General features: G+C 73.2%; 26 protein-coding genes and 1 tRNA gene. 26 read left to right on the forward strand and 1 reads right to left on the reverse strand.

What is annotated here, in order from left to right; all coding sequences use genetic code 11:
* Positions 1-4: 4 nt before the first annotated feature.
* Positions 5-77: transfer RNA gene (locus AC4H2G_RS20415), tRNA-Arg, on the reverse strand.
* A gap of 160 nt (positions 78-237) precedes the next feature.
* Between AC4H2G_RS20415 and argS the strand changes: the two genes are divergently transcribed.
* From argS to AC4H2G_RS20545, 26 genes are all read left to right on the forward strand, one after another.
* The gene (gene argS / locus AC4H2G_RS20420) at positions 238-1,923 is read left to right on the forward strand and encodes an arginine--tRNA ligase (RefSeq protein WP_494367572.1); all 1,686 of its coding nucleotides are present in this window, start codon (positions 238-240) and stop codon (positions 1,921-1,923) included.
* Positions 1,924-2,009: 86 nt separating this feature from the next.
* Positions 2,010-3,365: a diaminopimelate decarboxylase gene (lysA, locus tag AC4H2G_RS20425; RefSeq protein ID WP_494367631.1), complete on the forward strand. Its 1,356-nt coding sequence runs from the start codon at positions 2,010-2,012 to the stop codon at positions 3,363-3,365.
* A 143-nt stretch (positions 3,366-3,508) separates the two neighbouring features.
* Complete coding sequence (locus AC4H2G_RS20430; RefSeq protein WP_494367573.1) at positions 3,509-4,864, forward strand: homoserine dehydrogenase; 1,356 nt, start codon at positions 3,509-3,511, stop codon at positions 4,862-4,864.
* A gap of 13 nt (positions 4,865-4,877) precedes the next feature.
* A complete protein-coding gene (thrC, locus tag AC4H2G_RS20435; RefSeq protein WP_494367632.1) occupies positions 4,878-5,981 on the forward strand; it encodes a threonine synthase in 1,104 nt (367 codons plus the stop codon).
* A complete protein-coding gene (gene thrB / locus AC4H2G_RS20440) occupies positions 5,981-6,916 on the forward strand; it encodes a homoserine kinase (RefSeq protein WP_494367574.1) in 936 nt (311 codons plus the stop codon). Before thrC ends, thrB begins: the two co-directional genes overlap by 1 nt.
* 268 nt (positions 6,917-7,184) lie before the next feature.
* Complete coding sequence (gene rho / locus AC4H2G_RS20445) at positions 7,185-9,314, forward strand: transcription termination factor Rho (protein WP_494367575.1); 2,130 nt, start codon at positions 7,185-7,187, stop codon at positions 9,312-9,314.
* Between the two features lie 148 nt (positions 9,315-9,462).
* Positions 9,463-9,681: a 50S ribosomal protein L31 gene (gene rpmE, locus AC4H2G_RS20450; protein ID WP_494367576.1), complete on the forward strand. Its 219-nt coding sequence runs from the start codon at positions 9,463-9,465 to the stop codon at positions 9,679-9,681.
* 185 nt (positions 9,682-9,866) lie between these two features.
* Positions 9,867-10,958: a peptide chain release factor 1 gene (gene prfA, locus AC4H2G_RS20455; RefSeq protein ID WP_494367577.1), complete on the forward strand. Its 1,092-nt coding sequence runs from the start codon at positions 9,867-9,869 to the stop codon at positions 10,956-10,958.
* A 148-nt stretch (positions 10,959-11,106) separates the two neighbouring features.
* The gene (gene prmC / locus AC4H2G_RS20460) at positions 11,107-12,042 is read left to right on the forward strand and encodes a peptide chain release factor N(5)-glutamine methyltransferase (RefSeq protein WP_494367578.1); all 936 of its coding nucleotides are present in this window, start codon (positions 11,107-11,109) and stop codon (positions 12,040-12,042) included.
* Entirely contained in the window at positions 12,039-12,827 is a 789-nt protein-coding gene (locus AC4H2G_RS20465; protein WP_494367579.1) for an L-threonylcarbamoyladenylate synthase, read from the forward strand. Before prmC ends, AC4H2G_RS20465 begins: the two co-directional genes overlap by 4 nt.
* Entirely contained in the window at positions 12,824-14,038 is a 1,215-nt protein-coding gene (locus AC4H2G_RS20470) for a glycosyltransferase family 4 protein (protein WP_494367580.1), read from the forward strand. The genes AC4H2G_RS20465 and AC4H2G_RS20470 overlap by 4 nt, the downstream gene beginning before the upstream one ends.
* 1 nt (position 14,039) lies before the next feature.
* Positions 14,040-14,567: a Cg1360 family ATP-synthase-associated protein gene (locus tag AC4H2G_RS20475; RefSeq protein ID WP_494367581.1), complete on the forward strand. Its 528-nt coding sequence runs from the start codon at positions 14,040-14,042 to the stop codon at positions 14,565-14,567.
* 218 nt (positions 14,568-14,785) lie between these two features.
* Positions 14,786-15,580 (forward strand): F0F1 ATP synthase subunit A, encoded by a 795-nt coding sequence (atpB, locus tag AC4H2G_RS20480; RefSeq protein WP_494367582.1) that lies wholly within the window; start codon positions 14,786-14,788, stop codon positions 15,578-15,580.
* A 108-nt stretch (positions 15,581-15,688) separates the two neighbouring features.
* Positions 15,689-15,919, forward strand: a complete 231-nt coding sequence (locus tag AC4H2G_RS20485) for an ATP synthase F0 subunit C (protein ID WP_494367583.1) — start codon at positions 15,689-15,691, stop codon at positions 15,917-15,919.
* Entirely contained in the window at positions 15,919-16,524 is a 606-nt protein-coding gene (locus tag AC4H2G_RS20490; RefSeq protein ID WP_494367584.1) for a F0F1 ATP synthase subunit B, read from the forward strand. Before AC4H2G_RS20485 ends, AC4H2G_RS20490 begins: the two co-directional genes overlap by 1 nt.
* Positions 16,524-17,339, forward strand: a complete 816-nt coding sequence (locus AC4H2G_RS20495; RefSeq protein WP_494367585.1) for a F0F1 ATP synthase subunit delta — start codon at positions 16,524-16,526, stop codon at positions 17,337-17,339. The genes AC4H2G_RS20490 and AC4H2G_RS20495 overlap by 1 nt, the downstream gene beginning before the upstream one ends.
* Positions 17,340-17,455: 116 nt before the next feature.
* Entirely contained in the window at positions 17,456-19,087 is a 1,632-nt protein-coding gene (atpA, locus tag AC4H2G_RS20500) for a F0F1 ATP synthase subunit alpha (RefSeq protein ID WP_494367586.1), read from the forward strand.
* Between the two features lie 2 nt (positions 19,088-19,089).
* On the forward strand, positions 19,090-19,986 hold the full coding sequence (locus AC4H2G_RS20505; protein WP_494367587.1) for a F0F1 ATP synthase subunit gamma: 897 nt from the start codon (positions 19,090-19,092) through the stop codon (positions 19,984-19,986).
* Positions 19,987-20,083: 97 nt separating this feature from the next.
* Complete coding sequence (gene atpD / locus AC4H2G_RS20510; protein ID WP_494367588.1) at positions 20,084-21,568, forward strand: F0F1 ATP synthase subunit beta; 1,485 nt, start codon at positions 20,084-20,086, stop codon at positions 21,566-21,568.
* 169 nt (positions 21,569-21,737) lie between these two features.
* A complete protein-coding gene (locus tag AC4H2G_RS20515; protein ID WP_494367589.1) occupies positions 21,738-22,007 on the forward strand; it encodes a F0F1 ATP synthase subunit epsilon in 270 nt (89 codons plus the stop codon).
* A 19-nt stretch (positions 22,008-22,026) separates the two neighbouring features.
* The gene (locus tag AC4H2G_RS20520) at positions 22,027-22,446 is read left to right on the forward strand and encodes a DUF2550 domain-containing protein (RefSeq protein ID WP_494367590.1); all 420 of its coding nucleotides are present in this window, start codon (positions 22,027-22,029) and stop codon (positions 22,444-22,446) included.
* A gap of 42 nt (positions 22,447-22,488) precedes the next feature.
* Positions 22,489-23,184, forward strand: coding sequence for an endonuclease NucS (gene nucS / locus AC4H2G_RS20525; protein WP_494367591.1), 696 nt, complete (start codon positions 22,489-22,491; stop codon positions 23,182-23,184).
* Between the two features lie 333 nt (positions 23,185-23,517).
* A complete protein-coding gene (locus AC4H2G_RS20530) occupies positions 23,518-24,204 on the forward strand; it encodes a TetR family transcriptional regulator (protein WP_494367592.1) in 687 nt (228 codons plus the stop codon).
* A gap of 25 nt (positions 24,205-24,229) precedes the next feature.
* Positions 24,230-25,123, forward strand: a complete 894-nt coding sequence (locus AC4H2G_RS20535) for a YndJ family protein (RefSeq protein WP_494367593.1) — start codon at positions 24,230-24,232, stop codon at positions 25,121-25,123.
* Positions 25,120-25,641: a DUF1990 domain-containing protein gene (locus tag AC4H2G_RS20540; protein ID WP_494367594.1), complete on the forward strand. Its 522-nt coding sequence runs from the start codon at positions 25,120-25,122 to the stop codon at positions 25,639-25,641. Before AC4H2G_RS20535 ends, AC4H2G_RS20540 begins: the two co-directional genes overlap by 4 nt.
* 47 nt (positions 25,642-25,688) lie before the next feature.
* Positions 25,689-26,987, forward strand: a complete 1,299-nt coding sequence (locus AC4H2G_RS20545; protein WP_494367595.1) for an N-acetylglucosamine-6-phosphate deacetylase — start codon at positions 25,689-25,691, stop codon at positions 26,985-26,987.

Consider the following 26,987-nt stretch of genomic DNA (forward strand, 5'->3'; position numbering starts at 1 on the left):
GAGGTGCCCTCGATAGGATTCGAACCTACGACCTTCTGCTCCGGAGGCAGACGCTCTATCCACTGAGCTACGAGGGCGTGCGCCGTGTGCAGGACGACTGCTGGGACGACCCGGCGGCGCGATGCACGAGACTACCAGCCGCCGGAGTGAAGTCGGCAACAGGTTCGCGCGCGCCGGCCGACAGACGCCCATCGCGACGGCGACGGGCGCCGGGTGGCGCGTCGGTAGGATTCTCCCGTGACCCCCGACGAGCTCTCCGAAGCGCTGAGCGCTGCCCTGGCCGCCGCCGTCGCCGACGGCACCCTCGCCCTGCCTGCCGAGGCCGTCCCGGCCTCCGTGCACGTCGAGCGACCCCGCCAGCGCGAGCACGGCGACTGGGCCACCAACGTCGCGCTGCAGCTCGCGAAGAAGGCGGGGACGACGCCGCGCGCGCTCGCCGAGGACCTCGCGACGCGCCTCGCCGCGACGCCGGGCGTCAAGGCGGTCGACGTCGCCGGGCCGGGCTTCCTCAACATCACGCTCGAGGCCGGCGCCGCGGGCGAGCTCGCGCGCACGATCGTCGAGGCGGGCGTCGCGTACGGCCGTGGCGGCTCGGAGGCGGGCAAGCACGTCAACCTCGAGTTCGTCTCCGCGAACCCGACGGGGCCGATCCACATCGGCGGCGTGCGCTGGGCGGCGGTGGGCGACTCGCTCGCGCGCGTGCTCGAGGCGAGCGGCGCCGACGTGACGCGCGAGTACTACTTCAACGACCACGGTGCCCAGATCGACCGGTTCGCCCGCTCGCTGCTGGCCCGGGCGCGCGGTCTGGAGGCCCCGGAGGACGGCTACGGGGGCGAGTACGTCACCGAGATCGCGGACGCGGTGATCGCCGAGGCGCTCGCCGCGGGCGAGCCGGACCCGCGCACGCTGCCCGACGCCGAGGCCCAGGAGGTCTTCCGCTCCCGCGGCGTCGAGCGCATGTTCGGCGAGATCAGGAAGGCCCTGCACGACTTCGGGGTCGACTTCGACGTGTACTTCCACGAGGACTCGCTGCACGAGTCCGGCGCGGTCGAGCGCGCGGTCGAGCGCCTGCGCGAGGCCGGGCAGATGTTCGAGCAGGACGGCGCGACGTGGCTGCGCACGACGGACTTCGGCGACGACAAGGACCGCGTCGTCATCAAGTCCGACGGCGAGGCCGCGTACATCGCGGGCGACATCGCGTACTACCTCGACAAGCGCGAGCGGGGCTTCGACGAGGTCATCATCATGCTCGGCGCCGACCACCACGGGTACGTCGGTCGCATGATGGCGGTGTGCGCGGCGTTCGGCGACACCCCGGGGAAGAACCTCCAGCTCCTCATCGGGCAGATGGTCAACCTCGTCAAGGACGGCCTGCCGGTCCGCATGTCGAAGCGCGCGGGCACGGTCGTCACGCTCGAGGACCTCGTCGACGCGGTCGGCGTCGACGCCGCGCGCTACTCGCTCGCGCGCTCGTCCGTGGACTCGAGCATCGACCTCGACCTCGACCTGCTCACCCGCGCGACCAACGAGAACCCCGTCTACTACGTGCAGTACGCGCACTCGCGCACGTGCGCGGTGGACCGCAACGCGGCCGACCGCGCGGTGGCCCGCGCGGACGGGTTCGAGCCGTCGCTGCTCGACCACCCGACCGAGGCGGCGCTCATCGGGCGCCTCACGGAGTTCCCGCGCATCGTGGCCCAGGCCGCGGAGCTGCGCGAGCCGCACCGCGTCGCGCGCTACCTCGAGGCCCTCGCCGGCGACTACCACACGTGGTACCAGCAGAAGGACCGCCGCGTCCTCCCGTACCCGGACGAGGAGGTCACGGACACGCACCGCACGCGGCTGTGGCTCAACGACGCCGTGCGCCAGGTCCTGGCGAACGGCCTGGGTCTGCTCGGCGTGTCCGCGCCGGAGCGCATGTGACCACCGGCGGCCCGACGGGGCAGCCCGGCCACGCGACGTCGGGCAACTGGGGAGCGGGGCACCCGGGCGAGCCGTGGTCGCGCGGCGTGCGCCGTCGCGACGACGGCGTGGTCGAGGTCGCGGGCCTCGGCGTCCACGAGCTCGCCGCGCAGGTCGGCACGCCCGCCTACGTGCTCGACGAGGCGGACTTCCGTGCCCGCGCCCGGGCCTACCGCACGGCGTTCGAGACGGCCTTCCGCGCGGTCGGGACCGACGTCGACGTGTACTACGCGGGCAAGGCGCTGCTGACCGTCGCCGTCGCGCGCTGGGCGCGCGAGGAGGGCCTGCGCGTCGACACGGCGTCCGGCGGGGAGCTCGCCGTCGCGCTGCGCGCGGGCGTCCCGGGCGCCGAGATCGGCCTGCACGGGAACAACAAGTCCGACGCGGAGCTCGACCGGGCGCTCGAGGTCGGCGTCGGGCGCATCATCGTCGACTCGCTCGTCGAGATCGAGCGCGTCGCGCGCGCCGCCGCTGCCCGCGGCGTCGTCGCGCCCGTCATGGTCCGGGTCACGACGGGCGTGCACGCGGGCGGGCACGAGTACATCTCGACCGCGCACGAGGACCAGAAGTTCGGGCTGTCGATCGCAGCACCGCATCGCGCCGGGGACGCCGCCGAGGAGTCCGACGCGACCGCCGACTCGCCCGCCATGACCGCGCTGCTCGACGTCGTGCGCCGCCCGGAGCTGCACCTGCTCGGCATCCACTCGCACATCGGGTCCCAGATCCTCGACCCGACGGGGTTCGAGGTCGCGGCCCGCGCCGTGCTCGAGCTCCGTGCCGACCTCGCGGCCCGCACCGGCGTGCTCGTCGACGAGGTGGACATCGGCGGTGGGTACGGCATCGCCTACCTCCCGGGGGATGTCGCGCTCGACCCCGAGCGGATCGCGCAGGACGTCGCCGGTGCCGTGAACGCCGTCGCGGCCCGTCTCGGCACGCCGCTCCCGCGGTTCTCCATCGAGCCCGGCCGCGCGATCGTCGGGCCGGCGGGACTGACGCTCTACACGGTCGGCACGGTCAAGCCCGTGACGCTCGACGACGGTCGCGTCCGGACCTACGTGTCCGTCGACGGCGGCATGAGCGACAACATCCGTCCCGCGCTGTACGGCGCGCAGTACCACGCCGAGATCGTGGGTCGATCCTCCGGGGCCGAGCCGGTGCTCGCGCGCGTCGTCGGCAAGCACTGCGAGAGCGGCGACATCGTGGTGCACGAGGTGATGCTGCCGGGCGACGTGCGGGCGGGGGACCTCCTCGCCGTGCCGGCGACCGGTGCCTACGGTCGGTCGATGGCGTCGAACTACAACCTCCTGACGCGGCCACCCGTCGTCGCCGTCGCGGACGGCACGGCACGCGTGCTCGTCCGGCGCGAGACGGTGGACGACCTCCTCGCGCTCGACCTGGGCTGAGCACGCTCGTGCCGGCGCGGTTCCCGACCCGTGGGCGCAGGCGCGCCCGGCGGCCGGGCGCCCGTATCCTGTCGGCGCGGTGCCGGCGCCCGCTCGGTGCGCCGGACCTGCTTCGCCCCCTGACCGCCTGAGGAAGGTCCGTCGTGCCCGCTGCTGCCGTGCCCCACCCGCCCCTGCGCGTCGCCCTCCTGGGCTGCGGCGTCGTCGGGACGCAGGTCGCGCGGCTGCTGACGCAGCAGGCGGACGACCTGGCGTCGCGCGTCGGCGCCCGCCTCGAGCTCGTGGGGATCGCGGTGCGGAACGCGTCCGCGCCGCGCGACCCCGCGATCGACCGGTCGCTGCTCACCGAGGACGCCGTGGCGCTCGTCGAGCGCGCGGACATCGTCGTCGAGGTCGTGGGCGGGATCGAGCCCGCGCGGGACCTGCTGCTCCGCGCGATCGGCGCGGGGGCCGCCGTCGTCACGGCGAACAAGGCGCTGCTCGCCGAGGACGGCCCGACGCTCTACAAGGCCGCCGACGACGCCGGGGTCGACATCTACTTCGAGGCCGCGGTCGCGGGCGCCATCCCCATCGTGCGGCCCGTCCGCGAGTCGCTCGCAGGCGACCACGTGCGTCGCGTGCTCGGCATCGTCAACGGGACCACGAACTACGTGCTCGACCAGATGACGACCACGGGCATGAGCCTCGAGGAGGCGGTCAAGGAGGCGCAGGACCTCGGGTACGCCGAGGCCGACCCGACGGCCGACGTCGAGGGCTACGACGCCGCCGCCAAGGCGGCGATCCTCGCGAGCCTCGCCTTCCACACGCGCGTCGCGCTGGACGACGTCGCGCGCGAGGGCATCATGTCCGTCACCGCCGACGACGTGGCCTGGGCAGCGCAGACCGGCCACGTCATCAAGCTGCTCGCCATCGCGGAGCTGCGCGACGGCGCGACGGCGGCCGGTGCGCCGGGAGTCTCCGTCCGGGTCCACCCCGCCCTCGTGCCCACGTCGCACCCGCTCGCGAACGTGCGGGGCTCGTTCAACGCCGTGTTCGTCGAGGCCGATTCCGCGGGTGAGCTGATGTTCTACGGCCGCGGCGCGGGCGGCGCCCCCACCGCGTCAGCGGTCCTCGGCGACGTCGTCTCCGCCGCGCGCCACCGCGTGCTCGGCGGCAAGGGCCCGCAGGAGTCCACCTACGCCGAGCTCGCGATCCTGCCCCCGAGCGCCGCGCTCACGCGCTACCAGGTGCGGCTCGAGGTCGACGACCGTCCCGGCGTCCTCGCGCAGGTCGCGCACGCGCTCGCCGCGCACGGTGTGTCGATCGAGGCCGTGCGGCAGCCCGGCACGCCGGAGGCCACGGAGACCGTCGAGGGCGGCGAGGCCGAGCCCGCGGTCGCCCAGCTCGTCATCACCACGCACACCGCGCCGGAGTCGGCGCTCGCGGCGACCGTCGAGGCCGTCGCGAGGCTCGAGCCCGTCCGCACCGTCACGTCTGTCCTGAGAGTCGAAGGAGCCTGAGATGACCGGCCGGATGGCCCACCAGTGGGGCGGCATCATCGCCGAGTACGCCGACCGCCTGCCCGCCCACGTGTCGGAGCGCGTCGTGACGCTGGGGGAGGGCGGCACGCCGCTCGTCGAGGCGCCCGCGCTGTCCGACCGCACCGGCGCGCAGGTCTTCGTCAAGGTCGAGGGCATGAACCCGACCGGGTCCTTCAAGGACCGCGGCATGACGACGGCGATCTCGGCAGCGGCCGGGCGCGGCGCGAAGGCGGTCGTGTGCGCGTCGACGGGCAACACGTCGGCGTCGGCCGCGGCGTACGCGACCCGGGCCGGGATGGTCTGCGCGGTCCTCGTGCCGGACGGCAAGATCGCGATGGGCAAGCTCAGCCAGGCGATCGCCCACGGGGCGCGCCTCCTGCAGGTCGACGGCAACTTCGACGACTGCCTCGTCGCGGCGCGCAAGCTCGCCGAGGCGTACCCCATCGAGCTCGTGAACTCCGTGAACCCCGACCGCATCGAGGGCCAGAAGACCGGCGCGTTCGAGATCGTCGACGCCCTCGGCGACGCCCCGGACATCCACGCCCTGCCCGTCGGCAACGCCGGGAACATCACCGCGTACTGGAAGGGCTTCCGGGAGTACGCGGGCCAGGGCGCGCCGGGCCACGCGGGGGAAGGCCTGCCGGCCGTCGCGACGCACGTCCCGCGGATGTGGGGCTTCCAGGCCGCCGGTTCGGCGCCCATCGTCGCCGGCCACCCGATCACCGAGCCCGAGACGATCGCCACGGCGATCCGGATCGGCAACCCGGCGTCGTGGGAGCTCGCCGAGGAGGCGCGCGACCACTCGGGCGGCGTGATCGAGGCCGTCACGGACGAGCAGATCCTCGCGGCCCACCGGGTCCTGTCGAGCGAGGTCGGCGTCTTCGTCGAGCCCGCGTCGGCGGCCGGCGTCGCCGGGATCCTCGCTCGCGCCGAGCGCGGGCTCGTCCCGGCCGGCGCGCGGATCGTCGTCACGGTGACGGGCCACGGACTCAAGGACCCGCAGTGGGCGCTGCGGACGGCCGACGGCGGCGAGGTCGTGCCGACGCGCGTGGGCGCCGACGTCGTGTCCATCGCCGACGCGCTCGGCCTCGGCTGATGCAGCTCGGCGCCGACCACGTGCGGGTCCGCGTCCCTGCGACGAGCGCGAACCTCGGGCCCGGCTTCGACGCGCTCGGCCTCGCGCTCGCGCTCCACGACGTGATCGAGGTGCGGGCGCTCGCGTCCGACGGGGTCGTGGTCGACGTCGTGGGCGAGGGCGCGGGCGAGGTCCCCGGCGACGAGAGCCACCTCGTCGTCCGGGCCCTGCGTGCCGCGCTCGACGTCGCGGGGGCACCGCAGACCGGCCTGCACCTCTCGTGCGTCAACCGGATCCCGCACGGCAGAGGGCTCGGTTCGTCCGCCGCCGCCGCGGTCGCGGGGATCGTCGCGGCACGGGCGCTCGTCGCCGACCCGACCGTGCTCGACGACGCCACCGTCCTCGGCCTCGCGAGCGAGCTCGAGGGCCATCCCGACAACGCCGCGCCCGCTCTCCTGGGCGGGGCGACCGTGGCCTGGCTGGCCGGCGCGACGGGCGGGGCGCGCGCCGCGCGCCTGGACGTGCACCCCGACGTGCGCGCGACGGTGCTCGTCCCCTCGTCGCGCCTCGCGACGAGCCGCGCCCGCGGGGTCCTGCCGCCGACGGTGCCGCACGCCGACGCCGCGTTCAACGCCGGCCGCGCCGCACTCCTCGTCGAGGCGCTCACCCGCAGGCCCGACCTCCTGCTCGAGGCGACCGAGGACCGGCTGCACCAGGGCTACCGGTCCGACGTCATGCCGTCGACACACGAGCTCGTGCAGGCGCTGCGCGCCGAAGGGCTCGCGGCGACGGTCTCCGGGGCGGGGCCCACGGTCCTGGTCCTCGAGGACGCGGCCGGTCCGGACCGCGCAGGCCGGGTCGCGGCCGATCTCGTCGGTGGCGCCGCCGACTGGGAGGTCCGCGCGATCGAGATCGACCAGCGTGGCGTGGTGGCCGAGCGTCTCCGGACGGCGTAGTCCCGGTGCTAGGATGGGGTCAGCCTTCGGTCACGTTCTCCCGTACCGTCGGGTGCCCCGTCAGGTGGCCCGCCGCGCACATCTCGACCGCCATCTCGTGCGGTCGAGGCGAGGACCGTCCGAGAGAAGGCCATCCAGCCCACGTCAGCTGACGTCGTCGTACCACTGACGCGTGGTAACACCTGCGCTCCGGCCGTCACGCGCCGGGCGTCGACCACCCGCGTCCACCCTCTGAGAGGTGGGCGCAAACGAGGGGGAAGGGTCCTTCGTGACAGACACCATCGACACCGCCACGAGCAGCGCGACCGGTACGGCCGCTGCAGGCGGTCAGGCCCGGACCGGCGCGCTGAGCGCGCTGCGTCTCCCGGAGCTCCAGGCGCTCGCCTCGCAGCTCGGGGTCAAGGGCACGTCCAAGATGCGCAAGAGCGATCTCGTGGACGTCATCCGTGCTCGCACCGGCGAGCAGAGCGCCCCCGCGCGTGCCGCGGGCGCGGCGCCCCAGAACGACACGCCTCCGGCTGCAGCGTCCCAGGACGGCGCCGAGGCGCGTCCCGCGCGGAGCCGCAGCCGCCGTGCGGACCGGCCCGCGAGCGCCGCGGCCGAGACCGCCGACGCGCGCTCCGACGCGCCCGCCGCGGCGAGCCGCGAGGACCGCAGCGCCGCCCCGGTGCTCGACCTGCCCGTCCGCGCCGACGCGGCGCGAGCCGACGACGCGCGCACCAACGGCTCGCGCCGTGACCGCTCGCGCGACGTGCGTCCCGAGGCCGCCGCGGCGGTCGCCGAGGCGCTCGGTGAGCAGGGCGTGCGCACGCGGGACGACGGCGAGACGCCCGACGAGCGTGCCGCCCGTGCCGCGGCAGCGGTCGGCCTCGTGACGGGCGAGCGCGGGTCGCGCCGCTCGGGCCGCGGTGCCGGCGCGCCGTCGGGCGACGACCTGGCGGAGCCGACCGGACAGCGCGGCGAGCGCCAGGTCGAGCGGCAGCAGGACCGTCAGCCCGAGCGGCAGCAGGCGTCGCGCCAGGGCGAGCAGGCGCCGCGCCAGGTCGACCAGGCGCAGCGCGGCGAGCGCGCCGCCGACCGTCAGGCTCTGCTCGACGACGAGCGCGGCGGGCGCCGTCGCCGTGGTCGTGACCGTGGCCGGGAGCGGGACCGCAAGCGCGGTCGCGGCCGTCAGGGCCCCGACGTCGCGGGCCTCGACGACATCGAGGTGCACGACGACGACGTGCTGCTCCCCGTGGCCGGCATCCTCGACATCCTCGACAACTACGCGTTCGTCCGGACGAGCGGCTACCTGCCCGGCGCGAACGACGTCTACGTCTCCCTCGGCCAGGTCAAGAAGTCGGGCCTGCGTCGCGGCGACGCGATCGTCGGCGCCGTGCGCCAGCCGGGCGAGGGCGAGAACGCGGGCAACACGGCCCGCCAGAAGTTCAACGCGCTCGTGCGCCTCGACTCGGTGAACGGCATGTCGCCGGACGAGGCGCGCGAGCGCCCCGACTTCACGAAGCTCACGCCGCTGTACCCGCAGGACCGGCTGCGCCTGGAGAACGCGGAGGCCACGCGGCTCACCCCGCGCGTGATCGACATCGTCGCCCCGATCGGCAAGGGTCAGCGCGGCCTCATCGTCGCGCCGCCCAAGGCCGGCAAGACGATCATCATGCAGCAGATCGCGAACGCGATCACGGCGAACAACCCCGAGGTCCACCTCATGGTGGTGCTCGTGGACGAGCGGCCCGAAGAGGTCACGGACATGGAGCGGACGGTCAAGGGCGAGGTCATCGCCTCGACGTTCGACCGCCCCGCGTCCGACCACACGATCGTCGCCGAGCTGGCCATCGAGCGCGCGAAGCGCCTCGTGGAGCTGGGCCAGGACGTCGTCGTGCTGCTCGACTCGCTCACGCGCCTGTCCCGTGCGTACAACCTCGCGGCGCCCGCCTCGGGCCGCATCCTCTCCGGTGGTGTGGACGCCTCGGCGCTCTACCCGCCGAAGCGGTTCTTCGGAGCCGCGCGCAACATCGAGAACGGTGGCTCGCTCACCATCCTCGCGTCCGCGCTCGTCGAGACCGGGTCCAAGATGGACGAGGTCATCTTCGAGGAGTTCAAGGGCACGGGGAACATGGAGCTCCGCCTGTCGCGCAACCTCGCCGACAAGCGCATCTTCCCGGCCGTGGACGTCAACGCCTCCGGCACGCGCCGCGAGGAGGTGCTGCTCTCCCAGGACGAGCTGCGCATCGTCTACAAGCTGCGCCGCGTCATGGGTGCGCTCGACCAGCAGCAGGCGATCGAGCTGCTGCTCGGCCAGCTGAAGAAGACGGCGACCAACGTCGAGTTCCTCCTGCACGTCCAGAAGACGACGCCCAGCGGTCTCGCAGACGACGAGAACGTGGGTCGCACGATCTGATCTCACCGGGACCGTGCCGGGAAGATTTCGGCACGGTCCCGCGTTCTGGCACAATGGTTCGTCGGCCTGCGTCACGCAGGCCCGCCTGCGGTTCACAGGCACGGGGTGTCCCGTCCTGACCCGGAGGCATCTCACCCAAGGAGCAACCGTGAAGTCTGGTATCCACCCCGAGTACGTCGTCACCGAGGTGACGTGCACCTGTGGCAACACCTTCGTGACGCGCAGCACCGAGACGTCCGGCAAGATCGGCTCGGACGTGTGCAGCGCCTGCCACCCGTTCTACACGGGCAAGCAGAAGATCCTGGACACCGGTGGCCGCGTGGCCCGGTTCCAGGCGCGCTACGGCAAGAAGGACGCCGACAAGTAGCACCCCCGCAGCGCCGGTGGTCCGAGCCCGACAACCTCTCCAGGGGCAGTCGACGAGCTCGGACCACCGGCGCTGTCGCGTTGTCCGGGGTCTTCCCGCGATTTCGCTCGCACGCCCGCACGTGCCAGCACGACGTCTGCACGTCTGCACGGCCCTGTACGTACCTGCCGCCCCGAGGAGCCCTCGTGACCGACCAGTTCGCCGCGACGCGGCCGCTCCTCGCCGAGCACGCGGAGATCGAGGCCCAGCTCGCCGACCCGGCCGTGCACGCGGACGCCGCACGCGCCCGCTCCCTCGGCCGGCGGTACGCGGAGCTCAACCAGGTCGTGGGCGCCTACCGGGCGTGGCGCGACGCGTCCGACGACGCCGGGGCCGCGGCCGAGCTCGCCGACGAGGACGAGGGCTTCGCCGCGGAGCTGCCGGCGTTGCGCGAGATGGCCGACGCCGCGGCCGAGCGCCTGCGGCGAGTGCTCGTCCCGCGCGACCCCGACGACGGCCGCGACGTCATCCTCGAGATCAAGGCGGGCGAGGGCGGCGAGGAGTCGGCCCTGTTCGCGGGCGACCTCCTGCGCATGTACCTGCGGTACGCCGAGCGGCGCGGTTGGAAGACCGAGGTCATCGAGGCGACGGAGTCCGACCTCGGTGGCTACAAGGACGTCCAGGTCGCGGTGAAGGCGAAGGGCACGCTCTCCGACCCTGCCGACGGTGTCTGGGCGAACCTCAAGTACGAGGGCGGCGTGCACCGCGTGCAGCGCGTCCCCGTCACGGAGTCCCAGGGGCGCATCCACACGTCCGCCGCCGGCGTGCTCGTGTTCCCCGAGGTGGAGGACGCGGGCGAGGTCGAGATCGACCCGAACGACCTGCGCATCGACGTCTACCGCTCGTCCGGTCCGGGCGGGCAGTCCGTCAACACGACGGACTCCGCGGTGCGCATCACGCACGTGCCCACGGGCATCGTGGTGTCGATGCAGAACGAGAAGTCGCAGCTGCAGAACCGCGAGCAGGCGATGCGCGTCCTGCGGGCGCGGCTGCTCGCCGCGCAGCAGGAGGCGGCCGCGGCCGAGGCTGCGGACCTGCGTCGGTCGCAGGTGCGGACCGTCGACCGCTCGGAGCGCATCCGGACGTACAACTACCCCGAGAACCGCATCGCGGACCACCGGACGGGGTACAAGGCCTACAACCTCGACCACGTGCTCGACGGCGACCTCGACCCCGTCGTCCGCTCGGCGATCGACGCGGACGAGGCCGCGCGCCTCGCCGCCGCCGGCGAGGTCTGAGGTGGTCGAGGGTGGACACGGCGCCGACGGTGGCTCGGACGGACGGGGGCCCGACGGCGGCGGCTCGCCTCGCTCACGCTCGCTGCGCTCGCTCCGCTACGGCTTGACGGCTTCGCCTCCGCCGTCGGACCCCCGTCCTTCTGCGTGGGTGCGCTGGGCGACCGCTCTGCTCACCGACGCGGGGGTGGCGTCGGCGCGCGCTGATGCCGAGATCCTCCTGGCGCACGCTCTTGCGGTGCCCACCGGCGAGGTGCGGCGGCTCGTGGTGCTCGACCGGCCGCTGCCCGACGACGCGGTACGGGCCTTCGCGGACCTCGTCGCCCGGCGTGCGGAGCGCGTGCCGCTCCAGCACCTCACGGGGAGCGCGCCGTTCCGGCACCTCGAGCTCGCCGTCGGGCCGGGCGTCTTCGTGCCGCGGCCCGAGACCGAGCAGGTGGCGCAGGTCGCCGTCGACGAGGCCGCCGCGGTCGTCGCGCGGGAGGGTCGCGCCGTCGTGGTCGACCTGTGCACGGGTTCCGGCGCGATCGCGCTCGCCGTGGCGAGCGAGGTGCCGGGCATCGAGGTGCACGCGGTCGAGCTGGACGCTGCGGCGCACGGGTGGGCCGCGCGCAACGTGGCCGCGGTGCAGGAGGCGACGGGCGCCGTCGTGCACCTCGTGCGGGGCGACGCCCGGCGCGCGCTGGCGGGGGAGCCGGCCCACGGCGGGCTCGACCGCGCGTGCGACGTCGTCGTGTCCAACCCGCCGTACGTGCCGTCCGACGCCGTCCCGCGCGACCCCGAGGTCGCGGAGCACGACCCGGCGGTCGCGCTCTACGGGCTCGGCGCTGACGGGCTCGAGGTGCCGCGCGGGATCACCGCCGCGGCCGCGCGCCTCCTGCGGCCCGGCGGGCTCTACGTGATGGAGCACGCCGAGGTGCAGGCCGCCGCGGCCCGCGCCATGGTCGAGGCGACCGGGGCGTTCGTCGAGGTCCGCACGCTGCCCGATCTCACCGGGCGCGACCGGATGGTCGTCGCCCGCCGGGCGGACACCCCCGTGACCGACGGCACGGAGCGGACCGACCGGCGTGGAACACTGGACCCGTGAGCTCCGTCCACCCCGTGACCGACCCGAACAGCTGGGGACCCGGGATCGACGAGGCGGTCAACGCGGTCTCCCGCGGCGGCCTCGTGGTCCTGCCCACCGACACCGTCTACGGCATCGGCGCCGACGCGTTCGACGCCGACGCCGTCGCCGCGCTCCTCGCGGCGAAGGGCCGCGGCCGGCAGATGCCGCCTCCGGTCCTCGTGCCCGACGCGCGCACGCTCGACGGCCTCGCGACCGAGGTGCCCGACGACGTGCGCCGTCTCGTCGAGGAGCTCTGGCCGGGCGGTCTCACGATCATCCTCAAGGCGCAGCCGTCGCTCGCCTGGGACCTCGGGGAGACGCACGGGACGGTCGCGCTGCGCATGCCCGACCACGAGGCGGCGCTCGCCCTCCTGCGGCGCACGGGGCCGCTCGCGGTGTCGTCCGCGAACAGGACCGGAAGTCCCGCCGCGCTCGACGCCGACGACGCGCGCGCCCAGCTCGGCGATGCGGTCGCCGTCTACCTCGACGGCGGTGTCGTGCCCGGGGGAGTGGCGTCGACGATCGTCGACGCGACGTCGGGCACCCTGCGCGTCGTGCGGGCCGGCGCGGTCTCCCTCGACCGCCTGCGCGAGATCGCGCCCGTCGACGGGCCGGACGACACGGGTCGCGCGACCCCGGAGGCCACGGGCGCCGGGACCCCGGAGGCCACGGGCGCCGGGACCCCGGAGGCCACCGGCGACGAGACCTCGGAGGCCACCGGCGACGAGACCAGCCAGAGCGCGCCGGAGGCGAACGGCGGGTGAGGGTCTACCTGCTCGTCATGCTCGTCGCCGCAGCGGTGACGTTCCTGACGACGCCCTTCGCCCGGTGGGTGGCGATGCGGACGGGCGCGATCACGGCGGTGCGCGCGCGCGACGTGCACACGATCCCGACGCCGCGGCTCGGCGGCGTCGCGATGCTGCTCGGGCTCGTCGTCGCCGTCGTGCTCGCGTCGCAGATGCCGTTCCTCGAGGGTGTTTTCGTGCGCGACGTCGGCGGCGTGCCCTACGTGGACAGCCGCGTGTGGGGGATCCTCGGCGCCGCGGCGATCGTGTGCCTCCTGGGCGTCGCCGACGACATCTGGGACCTCGACTGGATGACCAAGCTGGCCGGGCAGGTGCTCGCCGCAGGACTCATGGCGGCGCAGGGCGTCGTGCTGTACACGCTCCCGACGGGGGACCTCCTCACGCTGCCGTCGTCCCGCATGCAGCTCGCCGTGACGATCCTCGTCGTGGTCGTCGCGATGAACGCGGTGAACTTCGTCGACGGGCTGGACGGTCTCGCCGCCGGCCTCGTCGCGATCGGCGGGACCGCGTTCTTCCTCTACTCCTACGTGCTGACGCTGCGCACCAACCCCGACGACTACTCGAGCCTCGCGACGCTCGTCATGGCGGCCCTGGTGGGCGTGTGCATCGGCTTCCTGCCGCACAACTTCAACCCCGCGCGCATCTTCATGGGGGACTCGGGGTCGATGGTGCTCGGTCTCGTGATGTCCGGCGCGGCCATCGTCGTCACCGGGAACATCGACCCGGGGGTGACGTCCGGGGCCGCGACGCTCCCCGCGTACATCCCGCTCCTCCTGCCGCTCGCCGTGATCCTCCTGCCCCTGCTCGACATGGGCATGGCCGTCGTGCGGCGCGTGCTCGCGGGCAAGTCGCCGTTCCACCCCGACCGCATGCACCTGCACCACCGCATGCTCGCGATCGGGCACTCCCACCGGCGCGCCGTGCTCATCCTCTACGTGTGGACCGCGGTGTTCGCGTTCGGCGCGGTCGCCCTCGTCTACTGGGACGTGCGGACGGTGGCGAGCGGCCTCGGGGTGGCGGCCGTCGTCGCGCTGCTCCTCACGCTCGGCCCGCTGCGCACCCGCGGGCGGTTCCTCGACGACCAGGAGCCGACGACCGCCGCGCAGCCCGCGGTGCCGACCAGCCCGACCCTCCCGACAAGCCCCACCGTCCCCTCGAAGGAAGCCTGAGATGTCCACGAACCTGCCCGAGCCCGCGCGCCCCGACGACGAGACCGCCCGCTCCGCGCAGGGCCCTGCGGCCCCGGGCGCCGAGGCGCAGGGCCGTGACGAGCAGACGGTGGGCCTGCACGGGCAGGCGGTGCGCGCCGTCTTCCGCACGGCGCTGCGCGACGTCCTGGTGCTCCTCGGGGGGCTGACGGTGCTGGGCGTCGCGATCGGCGCGCTGGTCGCGGGCGTGCCGGGGGTCTGGGGCGCTCTGCTCGGCGTCGCGGTGGCCCTCGTCTTCTCGGCCACGACCGTGTGGACCATGCTGCGCACCGTCGACTCGACCCCCGCGACCACGGCGGCCGTCATCATGGGGAGCTGGCTCGCCAAGATGATCGTGCTGATCGCCGTCCTCGTCGTCCTGCGCGGCCAGGACTTCTACGACCGGTGGGTGTTCGCGGGCGTCCTGCTCGTCGGGGTGATCGGTTCCGCGGTGCTGGACTACCGGGCCGTGAACCGCGGTCGCATCCCGTACGTCGAGCCGCGCGCCTGACCGCCGAGAAGCGGCCGGACGTCCCGCCGCACCGGTTGCCCGGGGCGCATGAGCAAAAGGTCACAAGCGGCCCAGGATCGGCGTGAGCACGCCGATCCATACGTTAGGCTAGCCGCGAATCCATGACGGCCAGGTCCGACGGCGTGCCCACGATCGCGTGGTGAGTGCCCGGGCCACACGACCATTGGGAGTCCACCCTGTCCACGCTTGCGACCCCCGTGCTCCTCGCTGCTTCAGAGAGCGAAGGTGGCTTCCACGCGCCGTCCATCGCCGACTTCTTCCCGCCGGCGATCCTCTTCGAGGACACGATCTTCCAGATCGACCGCATCTGGATCCTCCGCATCATCGCGACCGTCGTCCTGCTGACGATCTTCGTCATCGGTGCCCGCCGCGCGCGGCTCGTCCCCGGCCGGTTCCAGAACGCCCTCGAGATGCTCATCGACTTCGTGCGCGTCCAGATCGTCGAGGAGATCATGGGGAAGGAGAACGCGCGCCGGTTCGTCCCGATGATCGCGACGATCTTCTTCGCCGTCCTCGCGTTCAACATCACGAGCGTGATCCCGTTCCTGAACCTGGCCGGGACGTCACGCATCGGCCTCCCGCTCGTGCTCGCCCTCTGGGTGTTCGTCACCTACTGGGCGGTCGGCATCAAGAAGCACGGCCTGGGCGGCTACCTGAAGAACAACCTCTTCCCGCCGGGCATCCCGTGGCCGATCTACCTCATCGTGGCGCCGATCGAGCTGCTGCAGATCCTCATCATCCGGCCCGCGTCCCTGGCGATCCGGCTCGCGGCCAACATGATCGCCGGGCACATCATGCTCGTCCTGTGCTTCGCGGCGACGCAGTACTTCATCTTCGAGGCGGTGCCCGCGATGAAGGCCTTCGGTGCCCTGACGCTCGTCGGCGGGTTCGCGATCACGCTGTTCGAGATCCTCGTGGCGTTCCTGCAGGCCTACATCTTCGCGCTCCTCGCGGCCGTGTACATCAACATGTCGCTCGAGGAGGAGCACTGACCCGCGGGTCCGTGCACCGACTCCGCTCCACCAGACACATCATCAAGCGCAGTACCAACGCGACGCCCGGTCACCCGGTCGGGCGCCCAACGGAAGGAACGAGCAATCGTGGACGTCACCACTCTCGCTGAGGTCACCGGCAACATCGGCACCGTCGGTTACGGCCTCGCCGCCGTCGGCCCGGGCATCGGCCTCGGTATCCTCATCGGCAAGACCATCGAGGGCATCGCCCGCCAGCCCGAGGTCGCCGGGCAGCTCCGCGCCACCATGTTCATCGGTGTCGCGTTCGTCGAGGTGCTCGCGCTGCTCGGTCTCGTCGCCGGCTTCCTGTTCTCGTGATGACGGCGCTGGCTGACGCCGCGCTCGTCGTCGCGGCGGAGACGGGTGAGGAGCACTCCGGCATCGAGCTCTTCCTGCCTGCCGGGTACGACCTGCTCTGGTCGTCCGTGATCATGGTCGTCATCGCGGCCGTGTTCTACAAGGCGATCCTGCCGAAGTTCCAGGCCGTGCTCGACGAGCGCACGGCCAAGATCGAGGGTGGCCTCGCCAAGGCGGAGTCCGCCCAGGCGGAGGCCGCGGCGGCGCTGGCGGAGTACCACCAGCAGCTCCAGGAGGCTCGGGCCGAGGCCGCGAAGATCCGCGAGGAGGCGCGCGCCGAGGGTGGAGCCATCGTGGCCGACCTGCGGGTCAAGGCGTCCGACGACGCCGCGCGCATCGTCGAGACGGCGCACCGCCAGATCGAGGCCGAGCGTCAGCAGGCCGCGATCTCGCTGCGCAACGACGTCGGCCTGCTCGCGACCGAGCTCGCGTCGAAGATCGTCGGCGAGTCGCTCGCCGACTCGGCGCGCCAGAGCCGTGTGGTCGACCGCTTCCTCGACGAGCTCGAGGCCGCGGGTCCCGCGGCGGCGAGCGCCGTCGGCGGTCGGGCCGCAGAGGAGAGCTGATGCGCGGTACCAGCGGAGAGTCCCTGAACCGGGCCCGGGAGCGGTTCGAGCCGGTCCTGCGGTCGGCCGGGGAGGACGGCCTCACCCTCGGTGAGCAGCTGTTCGCGGTCACCGCGGCGCTCGACGCGTCGGCGCCGCTGCGGCGCGGTCTCGCCGACCCCTCGCGCTCGGGCGACGACAAGGCCGCGCTCGTGACGGCGGTGCTCGGCTCCGGTTTCGACGGCCGTGTCGTCGACCTCGTGGCGGGCGTCGTCCGGTCGCGCTGGGCGCACGAACGCGACCTGGGTGACGCGATCGAGCGCCTCGGCCTCGACGCGGTGCTCGCGTCCGCCGAGTCGCGGGGCGCTCTTGAGAAGGTCGAGGACGAGCTCTTCCGCGTGTCGCGCTCGCTCGTCGGGCAGCGCGACGCCCGGCAGGTCCTCTCCGACGCCGCGACCGACCCGGCGCGCCGCGCGGCCTTCGTGGCCGCGCTGCTCGACGGCAAGGTCGACCGCGTGACGGCGGTGCTCGCGCAGCACGCGACGCGCGCCCTGCGCGGGCGGCGGTTCGTGCCGACGCTCGGCTGGTTCGGCGAGATCGCGGCCGAGCGGCGTCAGCGCCTCGTGGCCGCGATCACGTCGGCCGTCGTCCTCGACTCCGCGCAGCTCGAGCGTCTCGGCGGGCTGCTCGAGCGGGCCTACGGCCGCGCGGTGCAGCTCAACGTCACGGTCGACCCGGCCGTGCTCGGCGGGCTGCGCGTGCAGGTGGGCGCCGACGTCGTGGACTCCACCGTCCTGTCCCGTCTCGCCGACGCTCGTCGGCGACTCGTGAGCTGACGCCCGCGAGCCGACGATCTCCCGACCGACGACCGACCGCCGGCCACCGGCCGCACAACCCACACACGTTCGACCGCACCCGAACCACGAGGCGCGGTTACGACAGGAGAAGAGCAATGGCTGAGCTGACGATCCGGCCGGAGGAGATCCGGGCCGCGCTGGACAGCTTCGTGAAGTCCTACGAGCCCGAGGGCGCCGTGTCCGAGGAGGTGGGCAGGGTCACCCTCGCCGCCGACGGCATCGCCAACGTCGAGGGTCTGCCCGGCGCGATGGCCAACGAGCTGCTGCGCTTCGAGGACGGGACCCTCGGTCTCGCCCTGAACCTCGACGTCCGCGAGATCGGTGTGGTCGTCCTCGGCGAGTTCACCGGGATCGAGGAGGGCCAGGAGGTCCGTCGCACGGGCGAGGTCCTGTCGGTCCCGGTCGGTGAGGGCTACCTGGGTCGCGTCGTCGACCCGCTCGGGAACCCGATCGACGGTCTCGGCGAGATCGCGACCGAGGGCCGCCGCGCGCTGGAGCTCCAGGCTCCCGGCGTCATGGACCGCAAGTCGGTCCACGAGCCGCTGCAGACCGGCCTCAAGGCGATCGACTCGATGATCCCGATCGGCCGCGGTCAGCGCCAGCTGATCATCGGCGACCGCCAGACCGGCAAGACGGCGATCGCGACCGACACGATCATCAACCAGAAGGCCAACTGGGAGTCGGGCGACCCCGAGAAGCAGGTCCGCTGCATCTACGTCGCGATCGGCCAGAAGGGCTCGACGATCGCCGCCGTGCGCGGCGCGCTCGAGGAGGCCGGTGCGCTCGAGTACACGACGATCGTCGCGGCTCCCGCGTCCGACCCCGCGGGCTTCAAGTACCTCGCGCCGTACACCGGCTCGGCCATCGGCCAGCACTGGATGTACCAGGGCAAGCACGTCCTCATCGTCTTCGACGACCTGTCGAAGCAGGCCGAGGCGTACCGCGCCGTGTCGCTCCTCCTGCGCCGCCCGCCGGGCCGCGAGGCGTACCCCGGTGACGTCTTCTACCTGCACTCCCGCCTGCTCGAGCGTTGCGCGAAGCTCTCGGACGAGCTCGGCGCGGGCTCGATGACGGGTCTGCCCGTCATCGAGACCAAGGCGAACGACGTCTCGGCGTACATCCCGACGAACGTCATCTCCATCACGGACGGGCAGATCTTCCTCCAGTCCGACCTGTTCAACGCCGACCAGCGCCCGGCCGTCGACGTCGGCATCTCGGTGTCCCGCGTCGGTGGTGCCGCGCAGGTCAAGGCGATGAAGCAGGTCTCGGGCACGCTCAAGCTCGAGCTCGCGCAGTACCGCTCGCTCGAGGCGTTCGCGATGTTCGCGTCCGACCTCGACGCGGCGTCCCGCGGCCAGCTCAAGCGTGGTGCGGTGCTCATGGAGCTGCTCAAGCAGGGCCAGTACTCGCCGTACCCGGTCGAGGAGCAGGTCGCATCCATCTGGTCCGGCACCAAGGGCAAGCTGGACGACGTCCCGGTCGAGGACGTGCGTCGCTTCGAGTCCGAGATGCTCGACCACCTGCGTCGCAACACGGACGTGCTGTCCGTGATCGCCGACACCGGCAAGCTGGCCGAGGACACCGAGGCGCAGCTCGCCTCGGCGGTCGACGCCGTGCGCGCCGGCTTCCTCAAGGCCGACGGCTCGCCGCTCGTGGGCGGGGACGAGGCCGAGGACGAGGGCGTGGACGTCGAGCAGGAGCAGATCGTCCGCCAGAAGAGGTCCTGAGCATGGCCGGATCCCAGCGCGTCTACAAGCAGCGGATCAAGTCGACGCAGTCGCTGAAGAAGATGTTCCGTGCTCAGGAGCTCATCGCGGCGTCGCGCATCGGCAAGGCCCGGGCGCGGACCGCGGCGTCGGTCCCGTACGCGCGCGCCATCACGCGCGCCGTGTCCGCGGTGGCGACGCACTCCTCGACAGCGCACCCGCTGACGAGCGAGCGCAGCGACACGAACCGCGTCGCCGTCCTCGTCGTGGCGTCGGACCGCGGCATGGCCGGCTCCTACTCGGCGTCGATCCTGCGCGAGTCCGAGCGTCTCGTGGAGCGGCTGACGGCGGAGGGCAAGGACGTCGCGCTCTACGCGTCCGGTCGCCGGGCGATCTCGTACTACACGTTCCGCGGGCGCGAGCTCGCCGGGACGTGGTCGTACGGGTCCGACGCGCCGGACGCCGAGGTCGCGGCCGAGATCGCGGACTCGCTCCTCGGGGCGTTCCTCGCCCCGGCCGCCGAGGGTGGTGTGAGCGAGCTGCACATCGTGTACACGCAGTTCGTCAACATGGTGACGCAGCGCCCCCGTGTGGTGCGCATGCTGCCGCTCGAGGTCGTCGAGGGCGTCGCGCCCGCAGGCAAGCACGACGTGCTGCCGCTGTACGACTTCGAGCCCTCGCCCGAGGCCGTGCTCGACGCGCTGCTCCCGCGCTACGTGCGCAGCCGGATCTTCAGCTGCCTCCTCGAGGCGGCGGCGTCCGAGCTGGCAGCCCGCCAGCGCGCGATGCACACGGCGACGGACAACGCGGAGGACCTCATCCGCACCTACACCCGTCTGGCGAACCAGGCGCGGCAGGCCGACATCACCCAGGAGATCAGCGAGATCGTCTCGGGTGCTGACGCGCTGGCGGCTTCATGACAGCGCGCATCGTCGCCCGAGGTGGCGACACCACTCCCCAGACCATCTCCATCGAGACCGCCGGACCCCGCTCCGGCACTGCGAAGCGAGGCAAGCAATGACCGCCACCACCGTGGAAGCAGCACAGGGCGCGGACCCGACTGAGCCGGGAACTGGCCGTGTCGCCCGCGTGATCGGCCCCGTCGTGGACATCGAGTTCCCCGCGGACGCCATCCCCGACATCTACAACGCGCTCCAGGTCGACATCGACCTCTCGGGGCAGGGCGAGGACGAGAACAGCTTCACGCTCATGCTCGAGGTCGCCCAGCACCTCGGCGACTCGCTCGTGCGCGCCATCGCGCTCAAGCCCACGGACGGCCTCGTCCGCGGCGCCCAGGTGACCGACACGGGTGCGCCCATCAGCGTCCCCGTCGGCGACGTCACCAAGGGTCGCGTGTTCAACGTGACCGGCGACATCCTCAACGCCGAGCCGGGCGAGACCATCGAGATCACCGAGCGCTGGCCGATCCACCGCCGGCCCCCGGCGTTCGACCAGCTCGAGTCGAAGACCACGATGTTCGAGACGGGCATCAAGTCGATCGACCTCCTCACCCCGTACGTGCAGGGTGGCAAGATCGGCCTCTTCGGTGGTGCGGGCGTCGGCAAGACGGTCCTCATCCAGGAGATGATCCAGCGCGTCGCTCAGAACCACGGCGGTGTCTCGGTGTTCGCCGGTGTCGGCGAGCGCACGCGTGAGGGCAACGACCTCATCGTCGAGATGGAGGAGGCGGGCGTCTTCGACAAGACGGCCCTCGTCTTCGGCCAGATGGACGAGCCGCCGGGCACGCGTCTGCGCGTCGCGCTCTCCGCGCTCACGATGGCGGAATACTTCCGCGACGTGAAGGGGCAGGACGTGCTCCTGTTCATCGACAACATCTTCCGCTTCACGCAGGCGGGCTCCGAGGTCTCGACGCTGCTCGGCCGCATGCCGTCCGCGGTGGGCTACCAGCCGAACCTCGCCGACGAGATGGGTCTGCTCCAGGAGCGCATCACCTCGACGCGTGGTCACTCGATCACGTCGCTCCAGGCGATCTACGTCCCGGCGGACGACTACACCGACCCCGCCCCGGCGACGACGTTCGCGCACCTCGACGCGACCACGGAGCTCTCCCGCGAGATCGCGTCGCGTGGTCTGTACCCCGCGATCGACCCGCTGGCCTCGACGTCGCGCATCCTCGACCCCCGCTACGTGGGCCAGGATCACTACGACGTCGCGACGCGCGTGAAGTCGATCCTGCAGCGCAACAAGGAGCTCCAGGACATCATCGCGATCCTCGGTGTGGACGAGCTCTCGGAGGAGGACAAGACGGTCGTGGCGCGTGCGCGCCGCATCCAGCAGTTCCTCTCCCAGAACACGTACATGGCGGAGAAGTTCACGGGCGTCGTCGGCTCGACGGTGCCGCTGAGCGAGACCATCGAGGCGTTCAAGAAGATCGCGGACGGCGAGTTCGACCACATCTCCGAGCAGGCGTTCTTCAACATCGGCGGTCTCGAGGACCTCGAGCGCAACTGGGCCCGTATCCAGAAGGAGTACGGCGCCTGACCTGACGTGCGTCACGGGGTCGGGCCGAGCGGCCCGACCCCGTGGCACCGTCATCACACGGTCCGTCCACGGACCGTGGGGAACGTCGACGGACGTCGTCCCGGCCACGGAGCGCCGGGACGACGTCCGGACCCGATCCGGACCGAGTGCCGGGCATGGAGGAGTTGCAGTGGCAGAGCTGAACGTCGACCTCGTGTCGGCAGACCGCAAGATCTGGTCGGGCACCGCACAGCAGGTGAGCGCACCCGCGGCGGACGGCGAGATCGGCATCCTCGCGGACCACTCGCCGTTGCTCTCGGTCCTGCGCGAGGGCCAGGTCCGGATCAAGGGTGGCCAGGGTGCCCCGGTCGAGGTCCACGTCACCGGTGGGTTCATCTCCGTGGACTCGAACCACGTGACGATCGTCGCGGACTCCGTCGAGTCCGTACCGAGCCGCTGACCACCGGGGCCGTACGACCATGACGCTCCCCGCCTGGATCGCTCTCGGACTGCTTCTCGCGGTCCTGGTGGTGGCCGGGCTGGGAGCGTTCCGTCTGCGCGCGCTCTCCCACCGCGTGGGCTCGTTCGAGTGCGGTGCTCGCCCGGCGGGCGGGGACGGGTCGTGGACCCTCGGGATCGCCCACTACGGCGTCGGACGCATCGACTGGTGGCGCTCCTGGTCGCTCTCGCTGCGTCCCGCCCGGACCTGGGCGCGCCACGACCTGCTCATCACCGGCCGGGAGCCCCTGACGACCGCCGAGTCCCGCCCCGACACCTACCTCGTGCGCTGTCGCTACCAGGACCAGGACTTCGAGCTGTCGATGTCCCGCGGTGCATACGAAGGCCTCGCCTCCTGGCTCGAGGCCGCCCCGCCGGGCCGGCGCGACGTCGTCGTCTGACCTCGTCCGTCCTCGCCCCCGACCTGGAGGACCCGCCGTCCCATGCGCCTCGTCGTCGCCCGCTGCTCCGCCCGCTACACGGGCCGGCTGTCGGCCCACCTGCCCCTCGCGACCCGAGTGCTCCTCGTCAAGGCCGACGGGAGCGTGCTCCTGCACTCCGACGGCGGCTCGTACAAGCCGCTGAACTGGATGAGCCCGCCGTGCTCGCTCGCCACGAGCGAGCCCGACGAGGAGGCGCGCGAGCGCGGCGTGAGCGAGATCTGGGCCGTCCAGCACGCCAAGAGCGACGACCGGCTCGAGATCGAGCTGCACGAGGTGCTGCACGACAGCCGGCACGACCTCGGCGTCGACCCCGGGCTCGTCAAGGACGGCGTCGAGGCGCACCTGCAGGAGATGCTCGCGGCGCAGATCGAGCTCCTCGGCGGCGGGCACACCCTCGTGCGCCGTGAGTACCCGACGGCGATCGGGCCGGTCGACATCCTCGCCAAGGACTCCACGGGGGCGACGGTCGCCGTGGAGATCAAGCGCCGCGGCGACATCGACGGCGTCGAGCAGCTCACGCGCTACCTCGAGCTGCTCAACCGCGACCCGTTGCTCGCGCCCGTGCGCGGGGTGTTCGCGGCGCAGGAGATCAAGCCCCAAGCCCGGGTGCTCGCGACGGACCGGGGCATCGGGTGCCTCGTGCTGGACTACGACGCGATGCGCGGTGTCGACGACGTGGACTCACGCCTCTTCTGAGCCGGCGTCGAGCAGTCGGCCGGCAGTCGGGTGAGCCTGTGGCTGGGTGGGCGGACGGGACGGGTCCCGGCGGGTCTACCATCCGGACCCTCGTTCCTCGGGTCCTCCCGCCAGACCCGCCACGACCCGCCGGAACCCGTCCCGTCCGCCCTGCTGCGACCTCACCAGGACGTGCCTCGCCGTTCGCGTCTCATGCCTCGCGCCCTCGCGCCTTCGTCGCCTCGACCGGTCGTTCTCCTTGACGCGAGAGGTGCACTCCCTTCCGCGTGGCGGAAGGGCTTCGTTCGTCTGCTAGATTTTGAACATGTTCAGAAAGATGGTCGGGGTGGGGCGATGAGCGGGTCGACGGCCAAGTCCGAGCGGACGCGGGCGCACGTGCGCGAGGTCGCGATCCGCATGCTGCGTGACGTCGGCTACGAGCGCACGACGATGCGCGCGATCGCCACCGAGGCCGGGGTGAGCACGGGGAACGCGTACTACCACTTCCCGTCGAAGGACGCGCTGGTCCAGGAGCTCTACCTCGACGTGCAGCGCGAGCACGCAGCGCTCGCCGCTCCCGTCCTGGCGGCCGGAGGGACACTCGCCGAGCGGCTGCGCGGTGTCTGGGGCGCGTCGGTGGACGCGTTCGCCCCGTTTCACGCGTTCGGCGCCGAGTTCGTGTCCGTGGCGATCCGGCCCGGTTCCGACGCGAGCCCGTTCTCTGGGGCGTCGACCGCCGCCCGTGAGCAGTCGCGGGAGCTGTTCGAGGAGGTCGTGGCGGGGGCCGAACCTGCGGTCCCGGCGCGGCTGCGGGCGGACCTGCCGGAGATGCTGTGGCTCGCGCAGCTCGGCGTCACGCTCTTCTGGGTCCACGACACCTCGCCAGGCTTCGCCCGCACGCGCCGGCTCGTCGCCGGAGGCTCGGGCCTCGTCGGCAACGTCGTCCGGCTCGCCCGGCTCCCGGTCGCGCGCGGGGTGGTCGACGACGCGCTGCGCCTCGTGCGGTCGGTCCACCCCGGCGTCGCGGGGGACCGGACATGAGCGCCGACGGGCTGGCGGTGAACGAATGAGCGACGGAGGCATGGCGGTGGTCACGGCGCTCGTCGTGCTGGGGATGGTCGTGGTGCTCCCGCTGGGGCTGCGGCTGCTCGGCGCGCCGACGGTGCCCGCGCCCCGCAGCGTCGCGTGGCCGCTCGCCGGACTCGTGGGTGCGGCGAGCCTCGCGCTGCCGCGCGGCCCCGTGGCCGTGGTGCTCGCCGGTGTGTTCGCCGTGGCGACCGCCGTCCTGCTGGGCGCGGCGGCCCGCAAGGCCGTCGGCGGTCGGTCGCGTCGTCTGTCGGCCGTCGGGGCGGACCTCGCGACGGTCGTGGCGCTCGCGACCCCCGCCGTCGGTGCGTGCGCGCTCGTCGCGGAGCGAGGCGGCTGGGGGCTGCTCGGCTTCTCGGGGACCTACCTCGCGCTGACCGTGCCGCACATGCTGTACGCGGGCTTCGGTGCGGCGCTCGTCGCGGGCACGGTCGCGCACCTCGCGCCCGACGACGTCGGCGCCGTCGTCGGCGCCTGGGGCGTCCCCGTCGGCACCCTGTTCGTGCTCGTCGGCTACTTCGTCGGCGACACCGCCGAGCTCGTCGGCGCGCTCGTGCTCACCGTCGCGCTCTGGGCGACCGCCCTCGCCACCGTGCGGTCGCTCGCCCTGGGCCGGCGCGACCGGTCCGCTCGGGCTCTCGTCGGGGTCGGCGCCGTCGTCGTCGCGCTCTCGATGCTGCTCGCCGTGTGGTGGGCCGCGGGCGAGGCGCTCGACCTCCCGCACCCGGGCCTCGACGTCATGGCCGCGACGCACGGGGTCGCGAACGCGCTGGGGTTCGTGCTGTGCAGCCTGCTCGGACTGCGACTTCTCGTCCGCGACCGCGCGACGGACCATCCCGCCCCGGACGGGGCAGATACTCGGAGGACACGATGACCTTCACCTACCCCGAGGTCGGGGCCACACGCACGGGGGACCGTCCCGGGGGCTACCGGCACCTCACCGTGCGCCGACGGCTGTCGCGGCGCGCGCACCCGGCGCAGGACCTCGCGTGGCTGGGTGAGCAGCTCCTCGCGTGGCAGGTCCACGCGGCCGCGCGGGTGCGGGTCGAGGCAGACGCCCCCGTCGCGGCCCCCGGTGGTCGGGTGACCACTCTGCTCGGCGTCGGGCCGCTCGTGCTGCGGGAGTGCTGCGAGGTCGTGTGGGTCGAGCGCGGCCAGGACCGCGTCGCGTTCGGCTACGGGACTCTCCCCGGTCACGCGTTCGTGGGGGAGGAGATGTTCGCCGTCGAGCGCGACGACGCGGGCGACCTGTGGTGGCGGGTCGAGGTGTTCAGCAGGCCGGTGCTGTGGTGGCTGCGTCCGATCTCGTGGGCGGTCCCGACGTTCCAGCGCGTGTTCGCGCGTCACCTCGGACGGGGTGCGGCGCGGCTCCTGCGGTCTCCCGGCGCCTGACCGGAGGGTTTGTGCGCCGGGTGTACGAAGTGCGTCACAATGGCCGCATGGCTCACGAGCATCCCGCGCCGCCTCCCGACGAGCGCCCGGTCCCGATCGTCCTCACCGGCCGCGTCGTCACCCCGGACGGGGTCCTCGACGACGGCGTCGTGGTCGTGGAGGGCGAGCGCATCGCCTGGGTGGGCGCGCGCGCGGACGTCGCGGCGGCCGGGTTCGGAGAGACCGAGCCGGAAGACGGGGTCACGGTCCTGCCCGGCCTCGTCGACCTGCACGACCACGGCGGCGGCGGCGCGAGCTTCCCCGACGCGACGAGCGCCGACGAGGCGCGCGTCGCCGCGCACGAGCACCTGCGCCACGGCACGACGAGCCTGGTCGCGTCGCTCGTCACGGCGCCGCGCGACGTCCTGCTGGAGCGGGTCGCGACGCTCGCGGACCTCGCGGACGCGGGCGAGCTCGCCGGGATTCACCTCGAAGGTCCGTTCCTGTCCGTGGTGCGCTGCGGTGCGCAGAACCCGCACGACATGCTCGACGGCGACCCCGGCCTCGTCCGCGCGCTCGCGGCCGCCGCACGGGGCCACCTGCGGACGATGACGGTCGCGCCCGAGGTGCCGGGCGTCGTCGGGCCGGGCGGGGTGATCCAGACGCTCGTCGAGGTCGGCGCGGTCCCGTCGATCGGGCACACGGACGCGAGCACCGAGCAGACCGATGCCGCGATCGCCGCGGCCCGCGCGGCGTTCGCAGCCGCCGGGCGCCCGACCGCGCGCCTCACCGCGACGCACCTCTTCAACGGCATGCGCCCGCTCCACCACCGCGAGCCCGGCCCCGTCGCCGCGTGCCTCGCGGCCGCGGCCCGGGGGGAGATGGTCGTCGAGCTCGTCGCGGACGGCACGCACCTCGCGCCGGGCACGACCCGCAGCGTCGTGGACCTCGTCGGCGCCGGCGTCGGCGGCGGGACGGCCACGGGTCCGGACGCCGTCGCGCTCGTCACCGACGCCATGGCCGCCGCCGGGATGGCCGACGGCGCGTACGAGCTCGGGCCGATGCACGTCACCGTCGCGGGCGGCGTCGCACGGCTCACCGACGGCGGGGCGATCGCGGGCGGGACCTTCCACCTGCTCGACGTCGTGCGCGAGACGGTCGCGTCGGGCGTGCCCCTCGTCGACGCCGTCCGCGCAGCGTCCTGGACGCCAGCGGGAGTGCTCGGGCTCGACGACGTCGGCGGGCTCGTCGCCGGCCGGCGGGCCGACGTCGTCGTGACCGACGCGGACCTGCGCGTCCGGCGCGTCCTGCGCAGCGGCGCGGACGTCACAGAGGTCACGCACGGCACAGACGTCACCGACCGCTGA

It is taken from the genome of Cellulosimicrobium sp. BMG9.23 (assembly GCF_059159985.1).